This window comes from Tistrella mobilis KA081020-065 (assembly GCF_000264455.2).
Classification (GTDB): domain Bacteria; phylum Pseudomonadota; class Alphaproteobacteria; order Tistrellales; family Tistrellaceae; genus Tistrella; species Tistrella mobilis.
The window spans coordinates 170,387-183,073 of sequence record NC_017958.1 but is presented as its reverse complement, the minus strand read 5'-3'; the positions used below and the strand labels follow the sequence as shown (position 1 = coordinate 183,073).

10 protein-coding genes are annotated in these 12,687 nt (G+C 68.3%); 3 read left to right on the top strand and 7 right to left on the bottom strand.

All coding sequences use genetic code 11. The features are described from left to right. Positions 1-689: 689 nt before the first annotated feature. Positions 690-1,481, bottom strand: coding sequence for a hypothetical protein (locus TMO_RS31405; protein WP_145978417.1), 792 nt, complete (start codon positions 1,479-1,481; stop codon positions 690-692). Between the two features lie 376 nt (positions 1,482-1,857). Between TMO_RS31405 and TMO_RS24665 the strand changes: the two genes are divergently transcribed. Together TMO_RS24665 and TMO_RS29965 are read left to right on the top strand one after the other, a co-directional pair. Continuing rightward, positions 1,858-3,489: an alpha/beta fold hydrolase gene (locus TMO_RS24665; protein ID WP_014747773.1), complete on the top strand. Its 1,632-nt coding sequence runs from the start codon at positions 1,858-1,860 to the stop codon at positions 3,487-3,489. Between the two features lie 161 nt (positions 3,490-3,650). After that, a complete protein-coding gene (locus TMO_RS29965) occupies positions 3,651-5,027 on the top strand; it encodes a vWA domain-containing protein (protein WP_014747772.1) in 1,377 nt (458 codons plus the stop codon). Positions 5,028-5,115: 88 nt separating this feature from the next. On the opposite strand, the gene TMO_RS31890 is transcribed toward TMO_RS29965, so the two are convergent. From TMO_RS31890 to TMO_RS24630, 6 genes are all read right to left on the bottom strand, one after another. Then, positions 5,116-5,583, bottom strand: a complete 468-nt coding sequence (locus tag TMO_RS31890) for a papain-like cysteine protease family protein (protein WP_014747771.1) — start codon at positions 5,581-5,583, stop codon at positions 5,116-5,118. Then, complete coding sequence (locus TMO_RS31885) at positions 5,583-7,868, bottom strand: hypothetical protein (RefSeq protein WP_041607583.1); 2,286 nt, start codon at positions 7,866-7,868, stop codon at positions 5,583-5,585. The genes TMO_RS31890 and TMO_RS31885 overlap by 1 nt, the downstream gene beginning before the upstream one ends. 1 nt (position 7,869) lies before the next feature. Continuing rightward, positions 7,870-8,679, bottom strand: coding sequence for a SagB family peptide dehydrogenase (locus tag TMO_RS24645; protein ID WP_014747769.1), 810 nt, complete (start codon positions 8,677-8,679; stop codon positions 7,870-7,872). A 34-nt stretch (positions 8,680-8,713) separates the two neighbouring features. After that, entirely contained in the window at positions 8,714-10,060 is a 1,347-nt protein-coding gene (locus TMO_RS24640) for a YcaO-like family protein (protein WP_187297890.1), read from the bottom strand. Positions 10,061-10,166: 106 nt separating this feature from the next. Then, a complete protein-coding gene (locus TMO_RS24635) occupies positions 10,167-11,255 on the bottom strand; it encodes a TOMM precursor leader peptide-binding protein (protein WP_014747767.1) in 1,089 nt (362 codons plus the stop codon). 76 nt (positions 11,256-11,331) lie between these two features. After that, positions 11,332-11,649, bottom strand: a complete 318-nt coding sequence (locus tag TMO_RS24630) for a hypothetical protein (RefSeq protein WP_014747766.1) — start codon at positions 11,647-11,649, stop codon at positions 11,332-11,334. 338 nt (positions 11,650-11,987) lie between these two features. Between TMO_RS24630 and TMO_RS24625 the strand changes: the two genes are divergently transcribed. Next, positions 11,988-12,680 (top strand): TetR/AcrR family transcriptional regulator, encoded by a 693-nt coding sequence (locus TMO_RS24625; RefSeq protein ID WP_051045615.1) that lies wholly within the window; start codon positions 11,988-11,990, stop codon positions 12,678-12,680. Positions 12,681-12,687: the final 7 nt, after the last annotated feature.

Genomic DNA, 12,687 nt, shown 5'->3' with positions numbered 1-12,687 from the left:
TCAACCCTGAGCGTTCTCACGTCCCGCCGTACGGTGAATGCCCCAACCACCGCTGTTCGGCGGCGCGGAATTTAAGCACACGGTCTGGTTGGCCGCCACTCCGATCCCTCTGAGCGCTGCTTCCTACCCCCTTGGCGCCCGTCGTTTCGTCGCGTAGAATCGGCGGCATTGGCGGGACTGTGGAGCATTCGTGTGGAGCACTCCAGCCCCGGCATCGGAACGGAAGGCGTCCGTTTCCTTGTGTTTCCGACGGGTTTTGGGCGCGTCCTGGCTTCGAATCCTGGCGCCCCAGCCATTCTTCTGGTCTAAATCGGCATAGCGCCGTCATTATTGTTGACACGACAAGCATCCCACCATGGGATTGGTGGGATGCTTGTGCAGTTATAGATTATTTGCAGCGCACCAGGAACATGAAGCAGTCTCCCTTTTTGGGGTAGACAATCTTCTTTGTACGCCAGTGCCTGAAGCACTTGCAGTATACCCAACGGTATCCTGCGGGTGCTGGACGCTCATGCGGTGACATATGTTTCACCTTTTGCATAAGATATCTCTTGACACCGGCGACCTTAGGGATTGAGTATCCCATCTTGTGAGTCGGCATAGCCGGCCTCCCATTGGATGATTTCCGTGTCCGTGGGAGATTTGGGGCTCGGGGCAGTTGCAGCTGCTCCGGGCCTTTTCTTTAGCTACTACTCTTCAGTTTCTTCGTCATCGGTCAGTAGTAGCTTTATCTGTGCGATCATGCGGTCCTTATCCGCTGTGTATAGCGGCGACGGAACGACGATCCAGGCTCTTCTCCCTCCAGTCAGGCGTATTGGGATCTTATCAATCTCCGCTGTGTCGTCGCTGGAAAGGAGGAGGGGGGGCTTGATCTTTGCCGTACTTGGCCTCTCTGGGAGAGATGAACTGTGCGAGGAGGGTGTGGGAGTGCCGTGCGCTTGTTCTAAACTCTCCGGAAGGTCGTGTTCCTCCTCATCCTGCTCATCTGCCTCCACTCTGCCCGCAGGTGCATCGTAGAAACGTGCGTATTCCACAGAGCTTCTGAAAGCAGAGACGCAGGAGTCTACGGAACTCGCATTGAAGCCTTTTTGGATGAGATCATATCTAATGGTACCATCAGAAGGAAGTCCGCCGACGTATTGATCTAAAAGCTCATTGAATATTGGTGGCTTTCTTATCCACGTTCCGAGGAGTTTCATCCGAATTTCGTCATTCGGTGAAAATTTATATAGTTCCAATTCTTTGCATATAGCTAGTTGTCCCTCTCGGGGTCGTTCGATTAGACCATAGTAACGAAGTGTTGCAAGGGCTGCCATGGCCGCACCATTACTTGCATCTTTGTACCCAAGATGGTTCGCGGCAACATCTACGGGAACCGCATGACGGCCTTCCCTATCATAGATCTTGAACGCACGCTCGATCGCATCTTGAAGCCCAAAAGATGGAGCGCGGGGGCTTTTCTTTCGCTGAATGGCAGCCATGGCGGACCTCCTATCGACCATCAAGTGATAACTCAGCATGCGGGTGGCGTCAAGGTCTTTAAGCGGATCAGGCATCAAAAGAAAATACATATTTATCAAATACTTAGATTAACGTGGTGCTCCACAACGCATAAATTATCGTATATCGGAGGGGGTAATGGATATGCGTACAGATTTTGCGCTTATGTAACGCGCCTACGCGTCGTGTTTACGCGTCGTGTTTACGTATCGTGTTTACGCGTCGTGCCTACGCGCTTCGTACAGGTGTTGGTTATGCATCTTCCAGATTGTCTGCCCCCCAATCCAGGCCATGTCATCCACCCCCGCCCTGATATAGACTGAGCCGATCTCCAACACCTGCAGGGCAGGGCGGCGCATGACCGCGGATGCGGCCGGACCGGCACGGAACACACCCATTCAGGCGCCCCCCATTCAGAGCACCGAGGCGGCCTATCGCCGCCTGGTGGATCTGATTTCCGATGTGCTGGAAGGCCGCGGCGGGATCGATCGGCTGTCGGCGATGATGGCCGACGTGCCGGCGATCTTCGAGGCGATGGGGGCTGCCGGCTTCGCCGATGAAGGCGTGATGCTGGTGTTGGATCCCACGGGCCGGGTGCTCAGTCGCAATGCCGCCGCCGCGCGGCGTCTGGCGCTGGAGGTGGGCGACGAGCTGGGTGCGGTGGTGCTGACGCCCGGCAGCCACACGGCCTTTCTTGAAGCCGTGCGCCGCACGGGCGAGGCCGGGGCGCTGTTCGTGGCTGACATGCGCGAGCGGACCCTGCTGCTGGCCGGCATGGCGCCGGAACGCGGCGGCGACATCCTGCTGGTCGAATGCCGGCGTGGCCAGGACACGGCGCTGGAGGCGCGGCTGACCGCGGTTTTCGGGCTGATCCCGTCCGAGCTACGTGTGCTGTTCGCGCTGATGGACGGCCGCGATATCGAGGCGATCGCCGCCGAGACCGGCCGCAAGCCGGCGACCATCCGCCAGCTGGTCAAGGCGGTGCTGGCCAAGATGGGCGTGCACAGCCAGACCCAGGCGGTGGCGCTTGCCTATTCGCTGATGCTGACGGCCGAACGGTTGAGCGACAGCGGCCCGCGCCTCCACGCCCCCTCGGCCGCGTCCCTGCTGGAGCCGACCGCCGATGGCCCCGTGCCCGTGCACCGTTTCGGCCGGCCGGGCGGGTTTCCGGTGCTGCTGCTGCACGGCGCGCTGTTCGGCATCGCCGCCCAGCCTGACATCCGCCATGCCGCCCGGACCCTGGGGCTGGATGTGATCGCGCCGGTCCGTCCCGGCTATGGCGCAGCCCCGCTGGCCCCGGGCGCCGATCCCCTGAAGCTGGCTGCCACCCGGATCGACGCCATCCTGGATCGCCAGGGCATCACGCGCGCCGTGGTGGTGGCCCACGATATCGGTACCCGTTTCGCGATCGATTTTGCCCTGCGCCGCCCCGACCGGGTGGCGGGGATCGTCGCCGCCCCGGCCACCCCGCCGATGCGCGGCTGGGGCCAGACCTCCGACATGCCGCTGCGCCACCGGGTCAATGCCTGGGCCTCGCAGAAAATGCCGGCGCTGATGGATAAGATCGTCGGGCTCGGCATCACCCAGGTCGCGCGCAAGGGCGTTGATCTGATCCCCGGCCTGGTGTTCAGCGACTGTGATTTCGACCGCGACCTCTGGGCCGATCCGCGCTTCGCACCCTCTCTGCAGGAAAGCTTCGCGCTGGTGTCGGGTCAGAAGGGGCTGGGCTTCCGCCACGACATGCGGCTGACCAACGAGGACTGGAGCGATCTGGCGCCGCGTGTTGCCTGCGAGGTTCTGCTGCTGCATGGCGAGCGCAGCCAGACCGTGTCGCGCCAGGCCGTGACCGAGCTGGCCGGCCTGCTCCCCGCCGGCCGTTTCCAGCCGGTCGGCGATGCCGGCCACACCCTGCCGCTCAGCCATGGCGACATGGTGTTCCGCCAGGCGCTGCTACTCGCCGGCCGCGCGGGCCTCTCTGAACGGTTCTAGCCGTCTGAGCGGGGCTTCTGCCCAAACCGCCACCCCCCAACCATGTGCCACCTCCCTACCATCTGGTAGTGTGCCCGTTCCCCGATCATCGTTAATTTTCCGTCAACGGCCGCAGCAAGCCGGCCGGACCGGCACAACGGGCAGATCGGGAGCAGATGCGCATGAAGCCTGCCGCACGAACACGCGGCATGCATGCGGCCGCACTTGGCCTCATGCATGCGATGGCGATCGGGATGTGTACGATCGCAACAGTCGACCCGGCGGGGGCGGCGGATGCAGCACCCCAGGGCCCGGCCACGATCCTGGTGATGGACGGCTCGGGCTCGATGTGGGGGCAGATCGACGGGCGGCCGAAGCTCGAGATCGCCCGCGAGACGGTGGCCGCGGTGCTGGAAGGCGTCGATCCCGCGCGCAGCCTCGGCCTGATCGCCTATGGCCATCGCCGCAAGGGCGATTGCGCCGACATCGAATTGCTGGTGCCCCCGGCCTCCGGCACGGCCGGCGCCATCCGCCAGGCCGTGGACGGGATGCGTTTCCTGGGCAAGACGCCACTGTCCGCCGCCGTCCGCCAGGCGGCCGAGGCGCTGCGCTATACCGAGGACGCCGCCACCGTGGTGCTGGTCACCGACGGGCTTGAAACCTGCGCAGCCGACCCCTGCGCCCTGGGCGCGGAGCTGGAGGCCGCGGGTGTCGATTTCACCACCCATGTCATCGGCTTCGGCCTGACGAAGGAAGAAGGGGCGGGCGTCGCCTGCCTCGCCGACGCCACCGGCGGCCGCTATATCGAAGCCTCGGATGCCGCGACGCTCGCAACCGCTCTGGCCGAGACCGTTGCCGCTACGCCGGTGCCCGAGACCCCGCCCCGGACCCATTTCCCCGGCGCGCCGATGATGCCGGATATCGCCCTGGAGCCGACCGGCCAGACCTTCGGCCCGGATGCAGAGGCGCCGGCCGACCTGCCGTTCCCGCCCGAGGGCAGCATCGCCCGGTGCGCGGCGAGCTGCGAGGGTGACAGGCTTTGCGCCGCCTGGCGCTACGAGCCCAAGGGCAGCTATTTCGTCGAGCATGCCCGCTGCTTCCGCTTCGCCTACGATGCCGAGATGGACATGCGGGACTACGATCCCTCAGAAGGTTGGGCCTCGGGCATGAAGCCCGATGCCGAGCTGCTGGTCCGGCCCTACAAGCCGGCGGAGGAGGCTGTCTCCAGCCCCGTCCCGGTGGTGATCCGGATCGGTGAGGCCCATGCCGGCCTGCCGGTCGGCTGGTCGGCGGTGCCGCTGGACGGCCAGGCGTCCGAGGCGGTGGCGATGCCCGAGGCGATCACCGGCGACTGGCAGACCACGCTCGAACCCGGCGCCTGGCAGGTAGAGGGGGAGGCCCCGACCGGTGCCCGCTTCACGGGACGCATCGAGGTCGCGGCCGCGGAGGGCGGCGCCGCGCAGGTCTTCGATCTGCCGCAATCCCGGGGGCCGACGCTCGAAACCGACGGGATGGGCGAGAACGCAGCCGCCCCGGCGGGCGGGGGGGCTCCGCGATGATGGGTCTGCTGCAATGGTTCGTGTTCTTCTGGGTGCTGCTGATCTGCATCGCCTCGCAGGCCTGAACCGCACCCGGCCGGGGCCGCCATCAATCCGGCGGACCGGTCAGGAAGCTGCGCCGCCACGACCACCAGCCGCCGGGGTCGGCCACCAGCTCGGCCCGCGGCATCAGGCTCCGGCCGCTGCGGGGGTCGTCCACCTGCACCCGGTCATCGGCGGCGATGCCGGAAATCGCCACCAGATGGGCGCCGCCGAACCCCAGCGCGATCTCGGCCGCGATCACCCGGCCGGCGGTGATCTCGGCCCGGATTTCCTCGGCCGTCAGCGGCCGGTCGATCTGCGCCTTCAGCAGGCCCAGCGCCTGAAGCACGGCCTCGGCCGGGGCCGGTTTCGGATCAAACCGGCCGAAGATCCGGATCACCAGATCCCGCTGCCCCGGCGCATCCTCCAGGCCGTAATGGACGGCAAGGGCGCTGCCCAGCGCCGCCCAGCACAGGCAGGGCGCGATCTGCGGTTCCAGCCGGAAGGCCAGATGGCAGCTCCGGGGCGGGGCCATCAGATCCCGGCCGGCACCGCAACCGCCAGCGCGCCCCGGGCCTCCAGCCGACGCACCGCCGCCAGCAGCACCGACCGGTCCAGCCCGGTCCGCGCCTGCAGATCGGCGAAGACCAGGCCATCGGTCGCGGTCAGGGCCATGGCGGCCGGGTCGTCCGCCGCCACCACCAGCTGCGGCCGCACCCGCCGGAATCGTACCGCCAGCCGGCCATCGGCCGCGCGGTCGATGGCATCGATCCCCGGCCCCGGCCCGATCCGGCAGCGGTCGAGCAGATCCGCCGCCTGCGCCGCCGTCAGCACCAGATCCCGGTCGCGGAAGCGCAGCCGGGTGCAGCCCTGGCGCAGGGCCAGGCCGATCAGCTCGGGCAGCCGCACCGGCACATCGGTGCCGAAGCCGCCATCGACCAGGATGCAGGCATCGCCCGGCGCCATCGGCGCCGGGCTCAGCCGGGCCAGGATCCGCGCGGTAAGCGCCCCCAACCGGCCGCCGTCGCGCCCCGCCTCTGCCTGCCCGGGCTGGTCCTCGCCCATAGGGCGCGGGCGGATCAGCACCCCCCAGCCGGGGCCGCCCCAGGCGGTGCACCCGGAGGTGTTTCCCTCCGCCCGCCGCCATCTCGGGCCGTCCTCCGCCGGGTCGCGGGCCAGATGGTTGAAGGGCGGGCCGATCTTCTCCAGCAGCGCGGTCAACCGGCCCAGCAGATAATCGTCGACCCGGGCGACCAGCTCGGGGCCCGGAACCGCCCCCATGGCGCGGGCGACCCGGGGCGCCAGGGCTTCGGGCACGGCCATCGACAGCCAGTGCAGGGCTGCGCGCAGGGTGGTGATCAAGGCTTCGGCGATCCGCCCCTCGGCCTGTTCCAGCCCGGCCTGGCAGACCGCCAGATAAAGCTGGTCGCTTTCCGAACGCAGGCCCAGCGTGATCGCGAAGGCGCGCTCGTAACAGGCCCGCGCTTCGGGGATCTGGCCGGCCTGACGGTGCAGCCGGGCCAGGTTGATGGCGTTGATATAGCTGAGATGCCAGTCCGGCGGGTCGAAGCTGCGCAGCCGGGCCTCGATCTGGTGCTCGAAGGCGAAGGCATCGTCGATCCGGCCGGTGCGCAGCTTCGCCAGTGCCGAAATGTTCAGCAGATACAGCCACATCGGGTCGCGGTCGGCCGGCGTGGCCAGGGCGCGGGCCTCGCCGAACAACCGGTCGGCCTCGGCCGGCCGGCCGGTCATCACCAGCCCCCAGGCCTTGGCGGTGGCAAGCTCGCGGCGAAGCGGTGCCGACAGGCCCGGCTCCGGATCGGGCCGGTCGGCGGCGCCGGCGAAATCCATCACCGCGATCCGCATGGCCTGGGCCTGCGCTTCGAGCGCGCCCCGGGTTTCGGCATCCGCGGTGGCGGGCAGTGCGGCCTCGATCAGCCGCAGCGACTGGCGCCAGCCGCCCTCGGCAAAGGCTGCCGCGGCGCCGGCCGACAGGATCTCGGGCCGCCGGTCCGCAACCGGCTTCAGGGCCTCGGTGCGGGCGCGCTGCCAGAGCGGCGGGTTCGCCGGCACCTCGGTGCATCCGGCTGCCGCCGCTGCCCGCGCACCAGGCAGGATCAATGCCGCCCCCGCCAGGCCGGCGATCGCGGGCAGCATCTGCCGGCTGTCGCCCGTTCCCGCATCGGCCAGATCCTCCGGCCAGCCTAGACCCGGCCGGTCGGGGTCCGCCGGCTGCGCCACCGTCGGGGCGACCGGGCCGTCGGCTGCGATCGGCGGCTCGGCCGGCGCCAGTTCGTCGGGAGAGAGTGGGGCATCGGCGGGAACCGCCACGGCCACGGTCAGTTCGCTCAACCGGTTCAGCAGCCGCAGCAGCCACAGATCTTCGGCCATCCAGCCGTGATCCCTGGCCGGCCCGGCGATCAGGATCGCCCCCACCCCCTGCCGGCGCGCGGCGTCGGCGATCGCCACCGCGGCATGATGGGCGGCGAGCACGGTGGCGTCGCCCATGGTCTCGCGGTCGATCAGGGCGGCCACCACCCTCTCGGCCGGCGGGCCCCCGGCAGCCTCTCCGGGGACAGGGCCCCGATCGTCCGGAAGATCCAGCCCCAGCTGCCGCCCCAGCTCGCGGGCCAGCCAGTGCCCCCGCCAGCTGCCCAGGCTCAGATCCGCCACCAGCAGCGGCCCGGCGCCGGCCAGCCGGCCGGCCAGACGGCAGAGATCGGCATCGGTTTCGCAGACCACCACGAAGGCCGGGTGCGGCGCGGGGGCGGGCGGTATCGGGCCGGACTGTGCTGAGGCGGGGGTGCGATGGCTGTCCACGTCAGACGGCCTCCCGCCCGATCGCATGCATATAGACCGTGGCGTGGTTGACGCCGTCGATGCCGAGCAGGCGATCGATCCTGCGGTCCTGGAAGCCGCCGATATTCCACACCCCCAGCTCCAGCGCGGTCGCGACCAGATTGAGGTTCTGGGCCACATGCCCCGCCTCGATCAGGGTGAAGCGATAGCCGCGGTCGCGATATTTGAAGGTGCTGCGCCGGAACAGGGCGGTCTGGAAGATGGCGACCGTGGCACCGCGGATGATCTCGGGCTGATACAGGCAGGGGGCGAAGGCCTCGGTCATGTCGCCATCCATGATCCGGCGCAGGCAGTTCGTTTCCGGATCGTAATGGTGCAGCCCGGGCTGCAGGCCGTCGACCAGGCCGCGGTCGTGGACATACAGCTCCAGCGGGAACAGCCCGCCACCCGACGGCACATTGCGGAACGGCCGCGGGAAATGGGTGCCCTCATTCCAGCGGTTGATGCCATAGGCGTGGTGCAGCAGCGAGGCCAGCGTCTCCAGCGGCATCGGGGTCGGCACCAGGCCGCGCGGGGTGTGGCGGCGGGCGATCGCCTCGCCCAGGCCGCGGGTGAAGGGCGGAAACCGCTCCGGCCCGGGCAGGGGCACGGCATCGGCACTGTCATAGACCAGCGCGTTTTTCAGCCGGGTCATCCAGTCCACGACCACCTGGTTGGGCAGGGCGTCGTCATAGCCCGAGGATTTGCTGTTCTCGTGAAAGGTCTCCCACAGCAGGTCGGTTTCCGCCTCGCCCCAGACGAGGTCGTCCCAGCTCGGGCCATCAGCTTTCATGGGGGGTGCTCCGCGATCGGGGGCCGGGTGGCCGTCAGGGGAAGGGATGGGGCATGGGGTTGTCGCCGGTCGACCGGTCGATGCCCGGATGGCCCAGCGCCTGGGGCACGGTCCACAACCGCCGCCCGCCCAGCGCCCGCAGGCGATAGCCCATGTAAAGCGGGTGGTAGCCGGGCACGAGCGCGCGCACCACGTGGAAACCCAGCGCCGCGACATCGGGGGTGGCCAGATCGGCGATCAGCACGTCATGGCCGGTGCCGGCGATGGCCCTGACCACGGCATCCAGGTCGCCTGCCGGATCGCCGGTGGTGCGGTCCGGCAGGTCGGCCAGATCGATCTCCCGCGGCGAGGCGTGGAGGAAATCCGCATGCCGCGCCCGTTCCGGGCTGATCCAGAAATTCACATGGCTGACCTGGCTGTAGACGTTGCGATGCCCGGGCTCGATCTCGATCCGCCCCAGCTCTCCCATCAGCTGGCGGACATAGCGTTCGGTATGGGCCAGTTCTTCCAGCGATTTGGTGGCGGCGACCAGGGGCGACAGGTCGGTCGCGGCGGCGACGGCCAGCGGCGCATTGCCTGCACGCCGGCCGCAGAGCACGGTCATGATCGTGGGGATGCGATTGTCGTGGCTGATATTCATCATATGGACGTCGTAGCCCACCGCCACGAAACGCCGGATGGCGTCGCGATGGGCCGGGGCCAGGCTTTCCGGGCGGATCCTCTCGCGCGAGACCATGGCCTGCCAGGTGATGGAGAAGCAGTCCCGCTCCACCACCTCGCAGATCCCGCCGAGCGCCGCCTGGGCGAAGCTGCCATGGCAGGCAAGGCCGGTCGAGATGGACTGGGCCAGCGGCCATTCGTCGCCATTGCGCGGAAACAGATAGGGCAGGTGTACGAAACAGGCCGGCACATGGCGGATCCGGCCCGAGACCAGGCTTTTCGCCGGCATCCAGCGCACATCCGACTGGCCGTTGAAGGGCTGGTAGGTGAAGTCCGGATCGTCGAACTGGGCCGTATCGAACAGGGCGAAATCCTGGGGCGCGACGCAGTCGAACGGCGCCGCGTCATAGGGCACCATCGGGTAGTCGCGGCGGTCATAGACCGCGGCGGCATAGCGTTCGATGGCCTCGCCGATCGCCTTGGCCAGTGCGATCCCGCGCGAGGTGGAGCCGCCGCCGCCGATCGAGAAATTCTGATGGCCGGAAAAGGCGGTGGTGTCGCCGGCCGTGGTGACGTAGCGGAAATATTCGGGAGAGCCGGCCTCGCGGTCATGCTCGCGGATCTCGCCCAGAATGCCGACCTTGGGGTCGTAGAGCAGGGGCACGATATCGGGCAGGGCACCCAGCGGCCGGCGGGTGCGGATGCCGCGGCGCAGGGGCATGGCCCCCACCCTCGTTTCCACGTGGCCCTGGGGCCCGACGCGGTCCAGGCCTTCAACGCGATCCAGGCCCTCAACGCGATCCAGGCCCTCAACGCGGTCCAGGTTCTCAACGCGGGCCATCGGGACCTCCCATCGCTTCCACTTCGGCCCAGCGCTCCGGGTTCAGCACCACCTTTTCAAGCGCCAGCTTGCCGGCGTGTTTCATCGGGCTGCAGACCGGGCAGCGCGGGGCCTTCAGCACCCGGCTCGCCACCATGCTCGATCCCATCAGGTTGAGTTCGATCAGCTTGCCCACCCGGCGGGGCAGCAGGTCGGCGGCGAAGCGCAGCAGTTCGAAGGCGGCGAGCGGTGCCGCCATGGCGATCAGCGCCGGATGGGTGCCGGACACGTCCTGCCCCCGGGCCAGGATCTCTTCTATCAGGCGGCGGTCCGACGGGCGGCCCTTCAGATGGGAATTCTGCCGGGCGTCCAGGCATTCCAGGCAGGCGGTCTCGTCGGGGATCGACAGGGGGCCGAGGCGCGCGGTCAGATCCTCGACGATCACCGGCAGGAAGGGGCGGTTTTCGGCGGCGGCCAGGGCATTCCAGGGCTTCAGCAGGCCAAGCCCGCCGAATTCGGCGCAGGCGACCATGATGTTGGCGGCGCGCACCGCCTCGTCGGCCTCTGCGGCATCCACGATGGTCAGCCCCGCGGGCAGGCCGCGCTCGTAAAGCGCATGGTTGCGCAGCGGCACGTCGTCGATCAGCACCGCCTGCCAGGTGCCATAGCGGCCGAGATGGTCGATCAGCGCCAGGCTGAGGGCATTTACCCCCACCAGTGCGATCCGGCCGCCGGTCGCGCTGCGGATCTGGTCGCGGGTCATGCCCAGCTGCCAGAAGAACACATCCTCGCTGTCCTCGTGGCGCGGGGCGGCGTCGGTGGGGGCGCCCGGGCCGCGCAGCTCCGCCAGGCGGCGGATCGCCAGTTCGCGCAGCAGCGCATCGACCCGCGGCCGGTCGATCGGCGGGAACAGGGCGAGGAGGTCGTGCCGGCTGCAGAATGCATCCGACGCGACCTCCTGCAGCCGGGCCACGATCTCCGCGATACCGTCGCCGTCGAGCATCAGGCGAAGGGCACCCCTGCGGATAAGCGTGCCGGCTGCGGTCTCGGCAAGTTGGAACGGTAGAAGCCGGATCAGCAGGTTGCCGTCATTCATCGATGTCACCTCGGGGTCGGCGTGCGGGGGCGGGGTCGTGTGTTGGTATGCTGGACCGGGTGGTGTTGCCGGTCGGTCAGGCGGCGTCGGCGACCGTGTCGACCACCGCGCCGGCCGTGCAGCAGCAGGCGGGGGTGCAGGTGCAGCAGCAGCCGGCACCCACGGTTGCCGCGTCATGGCTGCCGTGGAAGGGGTGGGCGCGGAAGGCCTCTTCGATCGACTGCACGTCGCGCACCGCCAGCGCTTCGGTGCGGGTGGTGTGGTTGCCCCAGGCGAGCGCGACCAGATCGCCTTCCAGCAGCTGCGAGGCAGCGCTGGTCAGCTTGCCGTTATCGCCGCCGAGCGAGGTGATGGGCGTGCCGAAATCGGCATAATCCTTGGCGAAGTTCGTCATGAGTGCTCTCCTTTTGTCGCATGCGAGGCCGCATCGGATATTAAACCGTAGATACATTTACTCATCAACATAACCGCGAAGAAAGATTCAAACCGACTCAAAACGCCGCAATTATGCCCGCCATCTCTTGGCCCGGTTGTGCTGGCCGACAGGGCGGCCGCCGCGGACTAACCCGGGACAGGTGCGGTGTGCGGATCATGTCACGAAGCGGTGCACCCTGATGCGGACCGCCCGGACCTGTGGTGATGCCGCTTGCATCGTCTGGCGGGTTGTGGCTCGATGTGAATCCGGATTCACATCGTGAGCGGCCGCACCAGGGCGGTCCGCAGGAGGCAGGCATGGCGAGGTCGACGGCGGCGGCCGGCGTGGTACCGATCACCGGAACGCGGGAAAAGCTGTGCAGCGCCGGCTTCGCGATTCTCCGCCGTGCCGGCTTTTCCGGCCTGTCGGTCAGCGCGGTCGCCGAGGATGCCGAGGTGGCGGTCGGCACGGTCTATCGCCATTTCACCTCCAAGGCCGAACTCTGCGCCGAGCTGTTCCGCCGGGCCTCGACCCACGAGTTGAAGGCGGTGGCGGATGCGATCCGCGGCCAGGGGCCGGCCGACCGGCGGATCGCCAATGCGGTCGCCACCTTCGCCGCCCGTGCTCTGGCCGGCCGGGCGCTCGCCTATGCGCTTCTGGCCGAGCCGGTCGATCCGCTGGTCGATACCGAGCGGCTGGCGGCGCGCCGGCGCTATACCGCGCTTTATGCCGAGGCGGTGGCGACGGGGCTGGCCGAGGGTGACCTTGCCCCTCAGCCGCCGGAACTCGCGGCCGCGGCCATGGTCGGCGTGGTCAGCGAGGCCCTGGTCGGGCCGCTGGCGCGCGCCCGCATCGTCGATCCCGGCCATGGCGTGCTGACCGAGGCCGACGTGATGATCATCGCCGAGATCGTCGGCTTCTGCCGCCGCGGCCTGACCGGCCGGCCCGACGTCACCATCGATACGCTGCGCATCGCCCGCCGCGCAGCCGAGGCCGTGGGTCGCGGCTGACGCCACG

Coding starts and splice junctions, on each gene's coding strand:
- TMO_RS24625 (WP_051045615.1), top strand. CDS start 11,988: ATGGCGAGGTCGACGGCGGCGGCCGGCGTGGTACCGATCACCGGAACG.
- TMO_RS24630 (WP_014747766.1), bottom strand. CDS start 11,649: ATGACGAACTTCGCCAAGGATTATGCCGATTTCGGCACGCCCATCACC.
- TMO_RS31405 (WP_145978417.1), bottom strand. CDS start 1,481: ATGGCTGCCATTCAGCGAAAGAAAAGCCCCCGCGCTCCATCTTTTGGG.
- TMO_RS24635 (WP_014747767.1), bottom strand. CDS start 11,255: ATGAATGACGGCAACCTGCTGATCCGGCTTCTACCGTTCCAACTTGCC.
- TMO_RS31890 (WP_014747771.1), bottom strand. CDS start 5,583: ATGGCCCCGCCCCGGAGCTGCCATCTGGCCTTCCGGCTGGAACCGCAG.
- TMO_RS24640 (WP_187297890.1), bottom strand. CDS start 10,060: ATGCCCCTGCGCCGCGGCATCCGCACCCGCCGGCCGCTGGGTGCCCTG.
- TMO_RS24665 (WP_014747773.1), top strand. CDS start 1,858: ATGACCGCGGATGCGGCCGGACCGGCACGGAACACACCCATTCAGGCG.
- TMO_RS29965 (WP_014747772.1), top strand. CDS start 3,651: ATGAAGCCTGCCGCACGAACACGCGGCATGCATGCGGCCGCACTTGGC.
- TMO_RS24645 (WP_014747769.1), bottom strand. CDS start 8,679: ATGAAAGCTGATGGCCCGAGCTGGGACGACCTCGTCTGGGGCGAGGCG.